Source organism: Limosilactobacillus secaliphilus (assembly GCF_001437055.1).
In the GTDB taxonomy this organism is placed as follows: Bacteria; Bacillota; Bacilli; order Lactobacillales; family Lactobacillaceae; genus Limosilactobacillus; species Limosilactobacillus secaliphilus.
The window spans coordinates 1-15,407 of the sequence record NZ_JQBW01000004.1 but is presented as its reverse complement, the minus strand read 5'-3'; the positions used below and the strand labels follow the sequence as shown (position 1 = coordinate 15,407).

The following is a 15,407-nucleotide window of genomic DNA, read 5'->3' as shown; positions in this document are numbered from 1 at the left end:
AATATTATAGCGAAAAGTCGTCCGTTTGACCTTCTATTTCTTGAAAAAGAACGCGTTAAAATGGATAATAGGTGTTTAAGAAAAGACCAAAGGAGTTAATAAAATGGATAAACGACCGATTGGTGTGATGGACTCTGGGTTAGGCGGACTGTCAGTTGTCCGTGTGTTGCAAAAACAGATGCCTCACGAATCAATTATTTTTGTTGGTGACGAAGGTCATTTTCCGTACGGTACTAAGACCCAGGCGCAAGTGCAGACATTAGCCTTGCACATTGGCCACTTCTTGATGGAGCACGACGTCAAGATGATGATTATCGCTTGCAATACCGCGACTGCAGCGGCCTTGACCGCCTTGCAGAAGGAACTGCCGATTCCAGTGATTGGGGTGATCCAACCAGGTGCCAAGACGGCTGTTGCCCAACCGCGTCACGGCCGGATTGGCGTCATTGCCACTGAAGGCACCACCAAGACCGGTGCTTACGTCAAAACCATCAAGTCATTGAATCCGGATGTGACGGTCGTAGCAAAGGCTACCCAGCCCCTGGTTTCAGTGGTTGAACATGATGAAGTCGGGACGCCAAAAGCACAAGAACTGGTTGACCAGCAATTGGCCGAATATAAAGACAACCCAGTCGATGTTTTGGTCCTGGGCTGCACGCATTTTCCGTTCCTGCAGAAAGAAATCAAGCAATGCTTAGGAACGCAGGTAACCTTGGTTGATCCGGCTTTGGAAACTGTTCGTGAGGCCCATGATTGGTTGAATCAGCATGATCAGCTCAATGAAAATGCTCAGCCAAGCTTTAAACTATACAGTACTGGCAACGTGAACGATTTAATCACGGGTGCCGATAAGTGGCTGGCAGGTTCTGATTATCACTGCGACCACTTAGACCTGGATGAATAATCAAAAACGTGCTACATAATCGAAAAAAACAAGGGTCCCAGCGCATGGTTGATATGCGTTGGGACCCATTTTTAAGTCGTTGATATTTATTTGGCTAATTCAATCTTTGCTTCAGAGAGTGCCTTTAAGTAACGGGATAGTAACATGGCGTGGATGTTAGCGGATGAGTCCTTTTTGGAGGTGACAACCACACGGAAGACTAACTGCCCGTTAGCACTGATTGGTCCTACGATAGTCGGTTTGCCATCGATTAAGTTGGCGTGTTCATCCATAAACTGATCATTTTCCTGCGCAACTAGCTGGTTGATTTGCTCAATCGGCGCATCGGCAGTGATTTGCAAGTCAATGTTGGTTGAATGATCATGACGGGAAAAGTTTTTAACCACCGTGATTGTCCGGTTGGGGATGAAGGTGACGGTGCCGTCGCTGCTTAAGACGCGGGTTGTTCGCATCCCAATACCTACAACCTTGCCGTGGATATTGTCTAAATCGACCTCATCACCGACATCAAATTGTTGTTCGAGCAAAATGAAGAAGCCATTGACCACGTCGCTAACAAAGCTTTGTGCCCCAAGACCAACCGCAATACTGAGGATCCCGGCACCGGCGATTAAAGTCCCAATTGGCACACCAATTAGTGATAAAATGGCATACAGGTAGCAGAAGTAGGTTGTGTAGCGGAAGATATTGAGGGTTAACGCGCGAAACGTTGCTGCCCGGTGAAAGCCGCCCATAAATTCAATTTTGCTGGTACGCTTGAAAAATGAATTGATCAGCCATTTGCCCAGCCAAAGAATGACCGCAAATATAACGGTGGCTAAGATGATGGTTGAAAATCGTTGTAACAGATTATCCCCAATATGGTCCCAATTAAGGTGGGCAAGTCGCCGTTGCAAATGTTGACTGTATTGAGTGATCTGTGTATTCATAAGTAAACACTCCTACCATACTTTGACTACTGGAATTAATATAAAATATCATATCAAAAAGCCCGCCTAATTTGAAGCAGGGCGGTTTTCGTGATATGGTTTGAGAAAACCACTTGAGGAGGATTCATAATGACCATTGGTGAAATTGCGGCCTTAATTGCAGCCATCGCATTTGCTGTCTTGGTAATCTGGATTGGCTGGTTCTTATCAAAAACCGTTAAGAGTTTGAACCAAACCGTTGATCAATTGAGCAAGCTGACGGAGGATGCCGATAGTATCAGCAAAGAACTTGAGGACGTTTTAGGGAATACCAACCAGTTGCTGGAAGACGTAAACGATAAGGCGGATAAACTTGATCCAGCAATTCAAGCGGTCGCGGATGTTGGACAGAGTGTGAGTGATGTTAACGAAGCATCACGGCAGTTCGTGGATAAAATCACTAACCACTCTGCCAGCCGTTCATCCAAGTTAATCGGCAGTGTGGGAAAAATGGCATTTATGATGGCCAGCCATTTGCACAATAAAAGAAATGCAAGAAAGGAAGATAAGTAATGGCAAGTAAATTCTTAACCGGAGTATTATTTGGCGGTTTGAGTGCTGCCGCTGCATGGCGAATGATGGATGAAACGCAGCAAAAAGCAGTCAAAGATTGGATTCAAGAAAAACAAAACCTTGCACTGGACAAGAGTACCGAATATGCCCTTGAATTCCTGGATGTCTTCGATGAATGGTTAGCCGATCATCCCGAAATGACGGCTAAGGCCAACGAATGGTCGGAAAAAGTCAAGGACAAGGGTGATGAAGTGGCCAACCATTTCATGAGTGACGACTTTGATGAACAAACTGCGGACCTGCGTGAAGAATTGAAGTCACAGCAAGAAGACAACAATGACGATGACGATATCATCATTGACAAGACCGCTAAATAACTTTCAAACAAGCTTAAAACCAAGCTGATCAACGTTAGCAGATTGCTGATATTGACCAGCTTTTTTGTATAAAGTCGTTGACATTGAATTTAGTTAATTATTCTGTTATCCTATGATCTGAAAATTCAATGAAAACAAACCAAATCAACAAAGAAAGGGCTTGTAAAAAATGGAAAAACAATCAGTTACCATCTACACAGTCGCCCGTGAAGCAAATGTATCCATGGCGACGGTATCACGGGTGGTTAACGGCAATCAAAACGTTAAGCCTGAGACCCGTGACAAAGTGTTAGCCGTAATCAAGAAGTTGAATTATCGTCCGAATGCGGTTGCCCGTGGTTTGGCCAGCAAGAAGACGACGACCATCGGGGTGGTTATTCCGGATATCACCAACGACTACTTTGCTGAATTAGCATTGGGGATCGATGATATTGCGACGATGTACAAGTACAACATGATTCTGACCAACTCCGATGCTGATGGCAGCAGTGCCATTAAAGTCGTTCAGAACCTGTTTGCAAAGCAGGTCGACGGGGTGATCTTCATGGGTCACGACATCGAAGACCAACTGCAGGCTGAATTCAGCAAGGCAACTGTTCCTGTTGTCGTCGCTGGGTCACTCACTAACGACAAGAATATTCCGAGTGTGCGGATCGACTACGAACAAGCCACTAAGGAAGCCGTTTCGTTCTTGTTGAAGCATGGCAATAAGAAAGTTGCTTTGCTGATTGGTAGCCGGGAAACGACAATCAACAAGTTTAACCGGATTCCTGGTTACAAGGCCGCTTTGAAGCAGGCGCACGTTAAGTTTAATGATTCATTGGTCTTCGAAGCTGATGATTCATACGAGAATGGTTACAAGCTGGCTAAGCAGATGGTTAAGAAGGGAATTACCGCTGCTTTTGTCAGTGACGATAGCAGTGCTGCTGGTTTGCTGAACGGTTTGACCGACAGTAACGTTAAGGTTCCAGAAGATTTCGAAATCATCACGGGTAACGACACTAAGCTGGCCACCATCACCCGGCCAACGTTGACTAGCATTACCCAGCCCCTGTACGATGTCGGTGCCGTGGCAATGCGTTTGTTAACTAAATTAATGTCTAACGATAACGATGATGAGGAAAAGCAGCCAGTTATTTTGCAGCACGGCTTTGAAGAGAGACAGTCAACTCGCTAGGAGGGGACCACTTGATTTCAAGGGAGTCATTACGAAAACAGGCTCAACCACAGGTATCTAAACCGGCGCCACGGCGGCACTGGTCGAGTACTTTGGTTGGTATCTTATCAATGCTGGTCATGATGTTTTGCCTATTGCTGAACACCACAGTATTGAATGAGAAGTTTGTTGCCGATGAAATTACGCAATCGGCGGTTGGTGGAGAGATTCAGTCGCAGATTAACTCTAACCTGTCCCAATTCGGGGTTGAAGGTGAGGCTATTAGCAAGAAGCAGACCAATGAATTGCTGCAGACAGCGGTTAAGCAGGTCTACGAGGGTCGCCCAATCAAACTGGATTTATCAGACATTCTGAATAATCTGGAAGACAACACGACAAATACACTCAGTAATTACGGTGTATCTGGCAGTGTGAGCGGATCCCTGACCGACAGTGTCAATAGCGCGGTCACCAATATCATCAACAGCAAGATTAATACACCCGCGGTCAATCAGTTTGAAAGCCGGATTAAGCTGATGCGGACCCTTGTGATCGTGGGCCTGATTATCAGTGTGGCTTTGGTGTTCATGGTGGTCTTGTATGACCTGTTCACCCATACTCTGTTGCGTGATTTTCGGTGGATTACGTTGATTAGTGGTGGCTTATTTGCATTATTTTTGAATTTCTTAAAACCATTAATCCATGAAGTGATCAGCACGGATGTCACGATGAACTCGTTGGCAACGCCGATTGTGAACGATATTTTGCAGCAGGGCTATTGGCTAACTGCTGGTGTGGTCACCATTGGACTGGTGCTGTTAGTAATGTCTTTGCTCCGCAGAAGACGAAGAGCTTGAACCTAGCATGGTTATTTGGTAAAATCAATTTGTTTGTTTTAACTATATATAGAAAAGAGGAGTTAGCTAATGTCAGGACACTCAAAATGGCATAACATTCAAGGGCGTAAAAACGCTCAAGATGCCAAGCGTGGTAAGATTTTCCAAAAAATTTCACGTGACTTGTACCAAGCCGCTAAAGCAGGTGACCCTGATCCCGACAATAACCCTCAACTTCGGTTGGTAATGGAAAAGGCGCGGGCTGCTAACATGCCTAAGCAAAATGTCCAACGGGCTATCGATAAGGCTACGGGTGCTGGTGGCGCTCACTTTGAAGAAACCACTTATGAAGGTTACGGTCCTGGTGGTGTCGCAGTTATGGTATTATGCCTGACTGATAACAAGAACCGGACGGCAGCCGCTGTACGTTCCGCATTTACTCATTCTGGCGGTTCATTAGGTGCTAGCGGTTCTGTTTCGTACTTATTCAAGCGCCTGGGCTTGATCGAAATCCTTCGTGACGGCTTGGACAAGAGCGAAGACGACATGTTGATGGATGCTTTGGATGCCGGTGCTGACGACATGAAAGCCACTGACGAAAAGTTCCAAATCTTCACTGACCCAAGTGCTTTGACGTCTGCTCGTGATGCTTTGCAGAAGAAGGGTTACGATCTGGATACTGCCGAAGTTACCATGATTCCAGAAAACAAGACCAAGGTTCCAGATGACAAGGTTGGTCAATACGAACACTTGATTAACGAATTACAAAACAACGATGATGTTTCTGACATTTACGAAGCCGGTTATGTTGAATCCGACGACGAAGATTAGTTATTAATCATCACCCAAAAGAGCTACGAGAAATCGTAGCTCTTTTTTTAATGCATTTTTCACTGTTTGCCGTCTCTAGATTATGGAGGGGATTAACAGTGGACGAAAAAACAATTTGGACATTGATGGACCGCTGGATTCAAGAACGGGTGTCAGATATTTATCTAATTCCACAAGGTGATCATTATCGTTTATTAACATTGCATGATGCTTGCCTTAGCAAGGACCATCTTTTCAGCCCGGCCAGTGCCTGCCAGATAATCACGTATTTCAAGTACCATGCCGATATGGCTGTCTCGGAACACCGACGGCCACAGGCAGGCGGTTTACGTTATCACAATGGAATTGATTTGCGCATCTCAACGGTGGGCGATTTTAGAGGCCAAGAGACATTGGTCATCCGCATCATCTACCCGTTAGACGAAAATTATCAGCTGTTGTTCCCTAAACAATGGGCCAATCTCATTAAGATGACTCACAAAAGAGGCTTGATTTTATTTTCGGGACCGATGGGATCAGGCAAAACCACTACGATGTATCGCCTGGCAAGTCAGTTTAGCCAAAAAGAGGTCGTTCTGACGATTGAAGACCCAGTGGAAATTTACCAACCCAACTTTATCCAATTGCAAGTCAATGAGCTCGCGGGGATGAGTTATCAAGATTTATTGCGGTTGGGACTACGACATCGACCTGGGGTGTTTATCATTGGAGAAATTCGGGACCAGAAGACCGCTCAAATCACGGTCCAAGCAGCACTCAGCGGCCACCTAGTTTTGGCGACCGTCCATGCGCAAAGTGCTGTGGGTGTGATAATGCGGCTGCGTCAATTGGGAATTCCAGCAGATCAGCTGCAGCAAGCCATCACCGGTGTGTGTTATCAACGATTGGCGCGGACCTGTTCCGGAAAGCAGGCAGTTTTGATGGACCAGCTTAGTGGGGAGCGATTACGAGCAGATTTGGCTAAAGGCCAGGTGGGAGGCGTTAGTGATGATTGGCAACAGTTGGTTAAACAGGCGGTGGCTACCCGTAAGATCCCGCAAGAAGAAGGCGCCCGCTTGCAGGCATAAACACCAAGCATTGTCACTGGTCCAGGGTCAATGGTTTCAGCTTTTGTATGAATTGCTAACGGTCGGTTTCTCCTTAAAACAGGCAGTGCGTTTTTCTGCGATTCTCTTACCCAAGATGCAGCCCTTTGTTAAGCAAATCGATCAACGCCTAGCCAATGGTTTGTCGTTTGCCCAAGCAATGAAGCCACTAGTAAAAATTGATACCTTCTATTCGTTATTATTAGCTGAGCAACATGGTGCGCTTCTGAATACACTGAAAAGCATTAGCGATTTTCGCAGTCTTTACCAACGCCAAAAACAAAAAATGCATGGATTGATGGAATATCCGCTGATCTTATTAGCAATGCTTTTGATGATTGCCGCGGCTATGAAGGGCTGGCTGATCCCAGAGATGCAATCGTTACAATCCACTTGGACGCTTCCTTATTGGCCCATCTTGAAGCAATGCCTCGGTGGCCTATTAGGTGTAAGCTTGTTGCTTCTTATGTATCGGCTTGATCGTTTTTATCACCAATCACGGATTGGGCAAGTCGAATACTTATGTCGGTTACCAATAATCGGGCGGGGCTTTTGTGATTACTATGCTTATTACCTATGCAGTAATTTAGCCCTTTTAGTTCAACAAGGAATCTCAGAGCAAAAAATGGTGGCCTATGTTAAGGAGTTTCAAACCAATGCATTGTTGCACCAATTGGCAATTGTGTATGAACAACACGACTATGATTTCAATTTGATGGTTAAAAAATATCGCTGTTTACCAGCAGAATTAAGTTTGCTTGTCAAGTGTGGATTGACCAACGATGATTTGGCCAAACGCTTGCAGGTCCTGAGTCAGATGAAGTTTAAGCATTTAATTCGGCTAACTGAGCATTGGCTAACAATGATTACGCCGGTGATGCTGGGCCTCATCGCTCTCATTGTTCTTGGACTGTACTTGAGTATTCTGCTGCCAATCTACCATTCGATGCAGGGGGTCATACAATGAATTTCATTAAGAAAAAGCGGTCGGCGTTCACGTTATTAGAGATGTCAATTGTCTTATTTATCATCAGCCTGTTAATCTTGATTATCTTACCCAATATCAGTAAGCAGCGCCACAATGCGATATCGGTCCATCAAGATGCGATGGTCAACGTGGTACAAACGCAGGCGGAGTTGTTTGAGAACGAAACCGGCCATGAAGCTAACAGCCTGTCGCAACTAAGAGCCAATGACTACTTGACGGGAGCACAACTGGCCCGGGCGCGTCGAGAGCAGATTGTCTTGAGTCACGGAAAGGCTCTCCGCAGATGAAAAGAGCCGGTTTTACTTTACTCGAATCAATGCTGGTGCTCCTCTTAATTACTATCAGTTTCACCATCAGCTGGCCACATTTTACGCATAATTGGGACCAATTCCGGCAAGATCAATTCTTTCGACGCCTAAAATCCGAGTGGCAGCTGACACAAAGCAATGCTAAGGACCATCATGAAGCAACCCAGATTAGTTTCCTCAATGATCGCATTCATTTTGATAATGAACATTATCACCATTGCTTGAACCTACCGAAGAAGTTGAAGGTGCGTGACCATACTGATCTGACAATGCATGCGGATGGATACGTCCGGCCTTGTACTTGGGAATTTTGCAGTGAACTTGATCACCATGTGTATTACATGCGGGTCCAAATGGCGTGGGGAGGCTATCGAATTGAAAAGGGCGGGCTTTATTCTAGCTAACCAGTTACTGGCAGCGACGATTATTACCGTTGCCATCGCTTTTTTTGCCATTAATTACCAGGCATTGATGCGGCAGAAACGATCGATGGATGAGCAACTAGTTGCTGCCCGGTTGATAAAAGAAGCGGTTGATGATCCCCATTATGGGACTTTTAGGTCTGGGGAAATGACGGTTAGTCACGGTCGTTCTCAAGTCGCTGTAACCAAAGATGGGCGTGTGGTGATGCAATTATGCATAAAGTAGGTCGAACTGAGGGTTTCACTCTGGTGGAGGCGGTCATCAGTTTGGTCGTGTTATTAGGCACTAGCGTGATCATTCAATTGGTAGTTCAAACCAGTCAGCGGCTGCGGCCCATGGAATTATCGTCCTGTGCGAATTGGTACCTGTTTGTTACGGAATTGGAGAGCAGCAAGCATCAGTTTTCCTTGCAGAAAATGGAAGGTAGCCACTTAGTATTAAAAAGCGGTCATAATGATAAGACTTACTGGCTATGCGAGAACCAAACCATTTATCTGAGAGGGCCCAAGGGTGGCTACCTGCCAGTATTAACCGATTATCAACCACATACTTTACAAATGAAGCAACTTGATCAGAGGAGGGTGGAAGTCAGTGCACAAACTAAAGACGGTCAAAAGCAATATGCCAACATTTGCTTTTCACAGAAAACCAGGCAACGTCATGTTGATAGCCATTATGTTGATGAGCATCATGACGGGCATCATCGTCATTAATTACCATTACTTAGCCATCCAGCGTCAAGTCGACCACCAACTAGTTAGTTGCTTTTTGAAACAGGCCCAAAAGCGGATGCAAGCAGATAATCAGGGCCAACAACCACCAAAGCAGAGTGAACAAACTGCAACATCCAGAAACTAAAATTAACTGTTAAAATTGATGACACGTTCGTTTTTGACCCTTTAACTTGCTTGAATTTGCCCTTTAAAGTTAGTAAACTTTTATTGTTAAGAACATTGAAAGGGAGCGATGATCCTGGCCAAACAAAGTGCAGGGGATTTATTCAAGCAGTTTGATAAAGGCACCGAAATTATGCAGTCTGAGTTAAGATCTTCTTACTTGGACGCATTGCTGGAAAACGCTGAGAATTTGGAAGATCATGGCAAGGTGCGGGTCGAGAATGACATACCAAAAGCTGCCGCGGTCAAACAACTGACTGATATTTACAAGTCGTTAGATATCGATGATCAGGATGCGGAAACCATTCGACGGCTGTTACAACTGTCCTTGTTAAAGGTGATTCGTAAGGATGCCATTCAGGCCAATCACCAAATGACGCCTGATACGATCGGCATGATTATTGCCTACTTGATCGAACAGATTGTGAAGTTGGATCATCCTTATCGTATCTTTGACTTGACGGTTGGAACGGCCAACCTATTGACGTGTGTGATGAACCATCTGAAAGCCGTTATCAAGCAACCAGTTGAAGCTTATGGAATTGATAACGACGACTCAATGTTAGCTGTAGCCAGTGTCAGTTCTGCTCTGCAAAAGCTGCCGGTTCACCTTTACCATCAAGATGCCATTCAGGCACTGGATATCCCGACTTGTGATCTGGCGGTTGCCGATTTGCCAATTGGCTATTACCCGCTGGACCAGAATACGGTTAACTACCGAACCAGAGCTAAGAAGGGTCATTCCTATGTTCATCACTTGCTGATTGAACAGTCAATGAATTACCTAACACCAGGTGGCTGGGGCTTCTTCCTCATTCCTAGTAACCTGTTTCAGACCAAAGAATCCAAATCCTTTGTTGAATGGATCCAATCGGTTGCCCATCTGCAAGGGCTGATCAACTTGCCACAGGAATTGTTTGCTAATCAGGCGGCGCAAAAGTCGGTGCTGATTCTGCAGCGGCAGGGTGGTAGTGCTAAGCAGGCCAAAAAGGTGTTGTTAGGTACCTTCCCATCGCTGAAAAACAAGCCAGCAATGCAAAAGTTCGTTGCTGAGGTTGACCAATGGGTTAAAATGAATATTAGATAAAGTAATAGTAATTAAGGAGTCATTTAATATGTCAAAGACAATTGCAGTTAATGCGGGTAGTTCAACGGTTAAATTTAAGTTATTCGATATGCCGAGTGAAAAAGTTGTCGCTGAAGGGCTGATCGAACGGATCGGTTTAAAGCAGGGACACGCCAAGATTGAATATGGTGATAACCAGGTTCATGAAGACAACCGTCCATTCAAGAACCATGGGGAAGCTGTTTCATACCTGCTGGATCAATTAATCAACTTAAAGATCGTTCAGGACTACAACGAAATTACGGCTGTTGGTCACCGTGTCGTTGCTGGTGGTGAATTCTTCAAGGATTCCGCAGTCATTGATGACGACGTAATGAAGAAGATCGGTGAACTGGCTGAATACGCCCCACTGCATAACCCAGCTGAATTAGAGGGCATCAAGGCATTCAAGAAGGTTCTGCCAGACGCATTCGCCGTTGCCGTCTTCGATACTTCCTTCCACGCCGACATGCCAAAGATGAACGCTCTGTACAGTGTGCCATATGAATGGTATGAAAAGTATGGTGCCCGTAAGTACGGTGCTCACGGTACCAGTCACCGTTACGTAGCCGGCCGGGCTGCCAAGATGTTGAACAAGCCATTATCAGACTTGAAGCTGATCACCTGCCACTTGGGTGCTGGTGCTTCAATTACTGCCATTAAGGGTGGTAAGTCATTTGATACGTCCATGGGCTTCTCACCGCTGGCCGGAATTACGATGGCTACGCGTTCAGGTGACGTTGACCCATCCTTGGTTAACTTCATGGAACACAAGTTGGACATTTCTAGCGATGAAATGATCGACATCTTGAACCATAAGTCTGGTTTGCTGGGTATTTCTGGTGTTTCCAGCGATATGCGTGACGTTGAAAAGGCTGCTAAGGAAGGTAACCAACGTGCCCAATTGGCCATCGACAAGGACGTTAACAGCGTCGTTAAGTACATTGGTTCCTACGTTGCCGAAATGGATGGTGTCGATGCCATTGCCTTCACTGCCGGTGTTGGTGAAAACGACATGAGCTTCCGTGAAAAGGTTGCCAGTCGCCTGAGCTTCTTCGGCGTTAAGATTGATCATGACAAGAACAATGTCCGGGGTGAGGAACGCGTTATTTCTACTCCAGATTCCAAGGTTAAGGTACTGCTGATTCCAACTAACGAAGAGTTAATGATCGTTCGCGACATTGAACGCTTAAAGAAGCAAGCCAAGTAACTTCACAATTATTTTTAGGAAAGGGTGAGTAGGCATATTGTGTCTGTCACCCTTTTTTGCTAGGAGGTGAATTCAATGCAATTTGTAGTTGCAGATACTCATTTTCTTGACGAGCATTTATTAGGGATCGACAATTTTGCACCGCGGCCGTTCGATACTGTCGAAGAAATGGATCAGGCCATCATTGATCATTGGAATAGCCGGGTACAGGAGAAAGATATTGTTTATCATTTGGGCGATATTGCAGTGGATTACACCAAACCGCCGAAAATTGGGGATACCCATGTTTTCAATATTTTGCAGCAGCTGAATGGGCGGCTGATTTTGATTAAGGGCAATCATGATCGTAGAGATTTGTTCAAGTTTTTAGCCAACCATAACTATGAGTACGCTGGCCACCCTAAGTTTGCCTTCCATGATGTCGGCAAATTAATCAAGTATGATCACCATCAGCTTTACATGACCCATTATCCGATGATGCTGGGGATTGCCCCTCAGATCTGGAATTTGCATGGTCACATTCATCACTATATGGTACCGACGAAGACTAACATCAACGTTGGCATTGACGCCCCTGAGTTAGATCTGTTGGATAAACGACCAGCTTTCGGCGCACCGATTCTCCTACGTGAAGTCAAAGAGATTGCAGAGAAGAAGTCCGCATTGCTGGATCAAGAGGCGGCTAAGAAAGGAACTAAGAAATGAATCGCTCAGAAATCCAAAACAACATTGACCAACGGACCGAGGAACGGAAGGGTGTCTATCATGTGACGATGCAAGATGAGGAGCACTTTCTGGTTAATCGTCACCACTACCAGCTAGTGGATAACTATCGCAATGCCTTTGACCCGGAAAAATTGGCGGATCGGTTCAGCAGTATCTTAGCCAAATTTGATTATATTGTCGGTGATTGGGGCTACGACCAGCTTCGTTTACGGGGCTTTTATGATGAAAGCAATCCTCTATATCAGGCGGATCGTGGTGTGGACACGATTCAAGAATATATTGATGAAGAGTGCAACTTTGGCTGTGCCTATTTTGTCATTCAAAACTTGGACGTCCATGTGCCCAAAAATGCCCATAAAAATAACCGGCGCCATAAGTCGAGTCGTGGTCGGCGGCGTCATCATCCTTTCCATGAGCGGCGTGAAAAATTATCGCAACCGCCAGTCAAACAACGGCATGGTCAAGAGGTCACATCAGTCAGCCATGGGCACAAGCGCAATTTTGTTTTACGTAAAAAGAGGACAACTAAGACTAAGGATGAATCATGAAGAAATACCAAGGATATTTTATTGATTTAGATGGAACGGTCTATAAGGGGAAAGATCGGATTCCGGCAGCGGCGCGTTTTATTCGTCGCTTACAAGCCGCACATAAGACGATTTTGTTTGTGACCAACAATAGTACCCGTCAACCATCCTTCGTTGCGGACAACCTGGCTCATAATCATGACATCCATGTTAGTGCTGATAATGTCTACACTAGCGCGCTTGCGACGGCAGACTATTTGGACGGTATCGCAGGCGATCGCCGCAAAGTGTACATAGTCGGCGAAAGCGGTTTGGCAGCGGCACTGCAAGCCAAGCACTTTGAGCTGACCAATGATGATGAAGAAGTACAACCAGACTATGTAGTTGTGGGCTTAGATACCAATACTAACTACCACAAGTTAGAGCAGGCGGTTTTGGATATCAGAGCCGGTGCGCGTTTCATTGGCACGAATGGTGATAGTAACCTCCCTAATGAACGAGGGATGACTCCCGGGGCTGGTTCGTTAGTTAAGCTAGTGGAATACGCAACGCAAAAGAAGCCGTTAATGGTTGGTAAACCGCAAACCACGATCATGAAGATGGCTTTGCAGAAGTGTCATTTAAGCGTTGATGACGTGTTGATGGTTGGTGACAATTATCATACAGATATTGAGGCTGGGATCAACGTTGGTATGGACACGTTGTTGGTTTATACCGGTTTATCAAAGCCAGCTGACGTTAAGCGTGAAAAAGTGCAGCCAACTTACACGGTGGAGAGTTTAGATGAGTGGTCGGTTCAGTGATGTCGTTAACTGGTTGTTAGCGCTCTTGGTCGTCTGTGCGGTTTGCATCGTTTGTATCGGGATCAGCTTCTTTCTAACCTTGAACATATCCGTGTTATTTCTACATGTAGGGAATGTTTGGCATGGCTATGTCGGTTCACAGGTCATGGCTGATTATCGACGGGTCCTGACTTACCTGCAGTGGGTGCCAGCCGGTTTGCATTTTCAGACTTTACCGATGAGCAGGCATGCTGCCCTGCACTTTGTAGATGTTAAAAGGTTAGTAGTTGAATTGCAGGCCCTGACGCTCATTAGTTTCTTGACGGGTGGTTTTGGTATTCATTATGCAAAAAAGAACTACCAGCTATGGCGGCTGGCAGTTCTTTTTCCACGTGTATTAGCTTTATTATTGGTTATCTGCTTGATGCTGTATCTTAGCTTTAATGATAGCTTCATTCTGATGCATCATTTGTTGTTCAATAATTCATATTGGGTCTTTTCAAGTCGTACTGACCCAATCATTTTGCTCTTAACACCTAGCTTTTTTGCTAAGTTATTCGCTTGCTGGAGCGTGTTAAGTCTTGTGGCTTCTGCGCTCTGCTGGCGGAGGATCATTAAATTACTTAATTGATCTCTTCATCTTGGGACTTAATTGCCAGTCCGTGTTTGACGGATTGGCTTTTTTCTTTGTGGCTACCAAGTTTTGCTTTGATTGCACTGGCGATTGCTGGGATGAGACTGACAGCAATGATTCCAATGACGACCATCGAGAAGTGTTCTTTGACAAAGGGGATGTTGCCAAAGAAGAAGCCAGCACCGCAGCAGAGGAAGACCCAGGCAATGCAGCCTGTCAGGTTATAGCGGATGAAGTGACGGTAAGGCAGCCCGGACCCGGCAGCTGCGAACGGTGCAAAAGTGCGAATAATTGGCATAAACCGTGCGAGGATAATTGCCACTGCACCATGCTTTTCAAAGAAGCGTTCTGCTTTTTCTAGACTTTGCTTATCAATCAGCCGCCCGAACCAAGAGTGGTTAGACAGTGTCTTGCCGATTTTGTGACCGATCAGGAAGTTAAGTGAATCACCTAAGACACATGCTAGCAAGAAGGTGGTTATAAAAGTCCATATGCTGAGATGGTATTCTGTGTTAGCAGCTAAGGCAGCCGCCGCAAATAGTAATGAATCCCCCGGCAAGAAAGGCATGATGACTGCGCCCGTTTCAATGAAGATGATTAAGAATAGTAGGGGATAGGACCAGTCACCAAAGGTATTGACGATTTGAACTAAATGACTATCTATATGTAGAACGAAGTCAATTAGGTATGACATTTGTTAAACTCCTTATTCAATTATTAACAGCACGATTTTACCAGCACTTGCATATTAAAGGAACCATAATTATTGAATTTAATATTCTATTATCATTTGTGACGCCTTTGTAACGTTAGAACTATTGATCGATGATAAACGAAAATGAGCTGGAATAGACGAACAATCTGCGTTAAATATGAATGTTTGTACACATTTAAATAATTTGTCAAAAAGTTCCGATAATCTTGTTGACAAAGGCTCTGGTTCACTGGTATATTTTATAACGTTGTTGCGGCGGAACAGTTCGTTTCACCCTTCAACTTCCTTCCTAATTAAAATTAACTATTGACATCTACTTGTCAGTTAATTATAATTAGTAATTGCCGATAGGCAGTGCCTATTGACAGGGTAGACCTTTGAAAACTGAACAAAGTTTCGACGAATCAAATGTGTAGGGTCCTT

At 45.0% G+C, this 15,407-nt stretch carries 21 protein-coding genes; 19 read left to right on the top strand and 2 right to left on the bottom strand.

From position 1 onward, the window contains the following. The first annotated feature begins 103 nt into the window (after window positions 1-103). A complete protein-coding gene (gene murI, locus IV45_RS00120) occupies window positions 104-904 on the top strand; it encodes a glutamate racemase (protein WP_057739447.1) in 801 nt (266 codons plus the stop codon). 86 nt (window positions 905-990) lie between these two features. On the opposite strand, the gene IV45_RS00115 is transcribed toward murI, so the two are convergent. After that, window positions 991-1,833, bottom strand: coding sequence for a mechanosensitive ion channel family protein (locus IV45_RS00115; protein WP_057739445.1), 843 nt, complete (start codon window positions 1,831-1,833; stop codon window positions 991-993). A 129-nt stretch (window positions 1,834-1,962) separates the two neighbouring features. Between IV45_RS00115 and IV45_RS00110 the strand changes: the two genes are divergently transcribed. The 18 genes from IV45_RS00110 to IV45_RS00030 all read left to right on the top strand — a co-directional run bounded on the left by IV45_RS00110 (window position 1,963) and on the right by IV45_RS00030 (window position 14,266). After that, complete coding sequence (locus IV45_RS00110) at window positions 1,963-2,385, top strand: DUF948 domain-containing protein (RefSeq protein ID WP_057739443.1); 423 nt, start codon at window positions 1,963-1,965, stop codon at window positions 2,383-2,385. Further along, entirely contained in the window at window positions 2,385-2,762 is a 378-nt protein-coding gene (locus IV45_RS00105; protein WP_057739441.1) for a hypothetical protein, read from the top strand. Before IV45_RS00110 ends, IV45_RS00105 begins: the two co-directional genes overlap by 1 nt. A 169-nt stretch (window positions 2,763-2,931) precedes the next feature. Then, window positions 2,932-3,939 carry a catabolite control protein A gene (gene ccpA / locus IV45_RS00100; protein ID WP_057739439.1) on the top strand — a complete coding sequence of 336 codons (1,008 nt, stop codon included), beginning with the start codon at window positions 2,932-2,934 and terminating at the stop codon, window positions 3,937-3,939. A gap of 11 nt (window positions 3,940-3,950) precedes the next feature. Further along, window positions 3,951-4,775: a hypothetical protein gene (locus tag IV45_RS00095; RefSeq protein WP_057739437.1), complete on the top strand. Its 825-nt coding sequence runs from the start codon at window positions 3,951-3,953 to the stop codon at window positions 4,773-4,775. Between the two features lie 69 nt (window positions 4,776-4,844). Next, a complete protein-coding gene (locus tag IV45_RS00090; RefSeq protein WP_057739435.1) occupies window positions 4,845-5,585 on the top strand; it encodes a YebC/PmpR family DNA-binding transcriptional regulator in 741 nt (246 codons plus the stop codon). A 98-nt stretch (window positions 5,586-5,683) separates the two neighbouring features. Beyond that, complete coding sequence (gene comGA, locus IV45_RS00085) at window positions 5,684-6,652, top strand: competence type IV pilus ATPase ComGA (RefSeq protein WP_235807639.1); 969 nt, start codon at window positions 5,684-5,686, stop codon at window positions 6,650-6,652. Then, window positions 6,573-7,637, top strand: a complete 1,065-nt coding sequence (locus IV45_RS00080; protein WP_083487208.1) for a type II secretion system F family protein — start codon at window positions 6,573-6,575, stop codon at window positions 7,635-7,637. The genes comGA and IV45_RS00080 overlap by 80 nt, the downstream gene beginning before the upstream one ends. Further along, the gene (comGC, locus tag IV45_RS00075) at window positions 7,634-7,945 is read left to right on the top strand and encodes a competence type IV pilus major pilin ComGC (RefSeq protein WP_057739431.1); all 312 of its coding nucleotides are present in this window, start codon (window positions 7,634-7,636) and stop codon (window positions 7,943-7,945) included. The genes IV45_RS00080 and comGC overlap by 4 nt, the downstream gene beginning before the upstream one ends. Beyond that, window positions 7,942-8,370: a prepilin-type N-terminal cleavage/methylation domain-containing protein gene (locus tag IV45_RS08070; protein ID WP_057739429.1), complete on the top strand. Its 429-nt coding sequence runs from the start codon at window positions 7,942-7,944 to the stop codon at window positions 8,368-8,370. Before comGC ends, IV45_RS08070 begins: the two co-directional genes overlap by 4 nt. After that, on the top strand, window positions 8,342-8,614 hold the full coding sequence (locus tag IV45_RS00065) for a hypothetical protein (protein ID WP_057739427.1): 273 nt from the start codon (window positions 8,342-8,344) through the stop codon (window positions 8,612-8,614). Before IV45_RS08070 ends, IV45_RS00065 begins: the two co-directional genes overlap by 29 nt. Continuing rightward, entirely contained in the window at window positions 8,602-9,102 is a 501-nt protein-coding gene (locus tag IV45_RS07835) for a hypothetical protein (protein ID WP_162257103.1), read from the top strand. Before IV45_RS00065 ends, IV45_RS07835 begins: the two co-directional genes overlap by 13 nt. After that, window positions 9,080-9,247, top strand: a complete 168-nt coding sequence (locus IV45_RS00060) for a hypothetical protein (RefSeq protein ID WP_162257102.1) — start codon at window positions 9,080-9,082, stop codon at window positions 9,245-9,247. The genes IV45_RS07835 and IV45_RS00060 overlap by 23 nt, the downstream gene beginning before the upstream one ends. Before the next feature lie 108 nt (window positions 9,248-9,355). Continuing rightward, on the top strand, window positions 9,356-10,372 hold the full coding sequence (locus IV45_RS00055) for a class I SAM-dependent methyltransferase (RefSeq protein ID WP_169790368.1): 1,017 nt from the start codon (window positions 9,356-9,358) through the stop codon (window positions 10,370-10,372). Window positions 10,373-10,400: 28 nt separating this feature from the next. Beyond that, the gene (locus IV45_RS00050) at window positions 10,401-11,600 is read left to right on the top strand and encodes an acetate/propionate family kinase (protein WP_057739423.1); all 1,200 of its coding nucleotides are present in this window, start codon (window positions 10,401-10,403) and stop codon (window positions 11,598-11,600) included. Window positions 11,601-11,675: 75 nt separating this feature from the next. Next, window positions 11,676-12,305: a metallophosphoesterase gene (locus IV45_RS00045; protein ID WP_057739420.1), complete on the top strand. Its 630-nt coding sequence runs from the start codon at window positions 11,676-11,678 to the stop codon at window positions 12,303-12,305. Continuing rightward, a complete protein-coding gene (locus IV45_RS00040; RefSeq protein WP_057739418.1) occupies window positions 12,302-12,874 on the top strand; it encodes a YutD family protein in 573 nt (190 codons plus the stop codon). The genes IV45_RS00045 and IV45_RS00040 overlap by 4 nt, the downstream gene beginning before the upstream one ends. Further along, window positions 12,871-13,656, top strand: a complete 786-nt coding sequence (locus IV45_RS00035) for a TIGR01457 family HAD-type hydrolase (RefSeq protein WP_057739416.1) — start codon at window positions 12,871-12,873, stop codon at window positions 13,654-13,656. Before IV45_RS00040 ends, IV45_RS00035 begins: the two co-directional genes overlap by 4 nt. Next, window positions 13,637-14,266: a TIGR01906 family membrane protein gene (locus IV45_RS00030; RefSeq protein WP_057739415.1), complete on the top strand. Its 630-nt coding sequence runs from the start codon at window positions 13,637-13,639 to the stop codon at window positions 14,264-14,266. The genes IV45_RS00035 and IV45_RS00030 overlap by 20 nt, the downstream gene beginning before the upstream one ends. Here IV45_RS00030 and IV45_RS00025 read toward each other — a convergent pair. Next, a complete protein-coding gene (locus IV45_RS00025; protein ID WP_057739413.1) occupies window positions 14,259-14,963 on the bottom strand; it encodes a VTT domain-containing protein in 705 nt (234 codons plus the stop codon). The genes IV45_RS00030 and IV45_RS00025 overlap by 8 nt on opposite strands. Window positions 14,964-15,407 lie beyond the last annotated feature (444 nt).

Coding starts and splice junctions, on each gene's coding strand:
- murI (WP_057739447.1), top strand. CDS start 104: ATGGATAAACGACCGATTGGTGTGATGGACTCTGGGTTAGGCGGACTG.
- IV45_RS00115 (WP_057739445.1), bottom strand. CDS start 1,833: ATGAATACACAGATCACTCAATACAGTCAACATTTGCAACGGCGACTT.
- IV45_RS00110 (WP_057739443.1), top strand. CDS start 1,963: ATGACCATTGGTGAAATTGCGGCCTTAATTGCAGCCATCGCATTTGCT.
- IV45_RS00105 (WP_057739441.1), top strand. CDS start 2,385: ATGGCAAGTAAATTCTTAACCGGAGTATTATTTGGCGGTTTGAGTGCT.
- ccpA (WP_057739439.1), top strand. CDS start 2,932: ATGGAAAAACAATCAGTTACCATCTACACAGTCGCCCGTGAAGCAAAT.
- IV45_RS00090 (WP_057739435.1), top strand. CDS start 4,845: ATGTCAGGACACTCAAAATGGCATAACATTCAAGGGCGTAAAAACGCT.
- IV45_RS00080 (WP_083487208.1), top strand. CDS start 6,573: ATGATTGGCAACAGTTGGTTAAACAGGCGGTGGCTACCCGTAAGATCC.
- comGC (WP_057739431.1), top strand. CDS start 7,634: ATGAATTTCATTAAGAAAAAGCGGTCGGCGTTCACGTTATTAGAGATG.
- IV45_RS08070 (WP_057739429.1), top strand. CDS start 7,942: ATGAAAAGAGCCGGTTTTACTTTACTCGAATCAATGCTGGTGCTCCTC.
- IV45_RS07835 (WP_162257103.1), top strand. CDS start 8,602: ATGCATAAAGTAGGTCGAACTGAGGGTTTCACTCTGGTGGAGGCGGTC.
- IV45_RS00060 (WP_162257102.1), top strand. CDS start 9,080: ATGACGGGCATCATCGTCATTAATTACCATTACTTAGCCATCCAGCGT.
- IV45_RS00055 (WP_169790368.1), top strand. CDS start 9,356: ATGATCCTGGCCAAACAAAGTGCAGGGGATTTATTCAAGCAGTTTGAT.
- IV45_RS00050 (WP_057739423.1), top strand. CDS start 10,401: ATGTCAAAGACAATTGCAGTTAATGCGGGTAGTTCAACGGTTAAATTT.
- IV45_RS00045 (WP_057739420.1), top strand. CDS start 11,676: ATGCAATTTGTAGTTGCAGATACTCATTTTCTTGACGAGCATTTATTA.
- IV45_RS00040 (WP_057739418.1), top strand. CDS start 12,302: ATGAATCGCTCAGAAATCCAAAACAACATTGACCAACGGACCGAGGAA.
- IV45_RS00035 (WP_057739416.1), top strand. CDS start 12,871: ATGAAGAAATACCAAGGATATTTTATTGATTTAGATGGAACGGTCTAT.
- IV45_RS00030 (WP_057739415.1), top strand. CDS start 13,637: ATGAGTGGTCGGTTCAGTGATGTCGTTAACTGGTTGTTAGCGCTCTTG.
- IV45_RS00025 (WP_057739413.1), bottom strand. CDS start 14,963: ATGTCATACCTAATTGACTTCGTTCTACATATAGATAGTCATTTAGTT.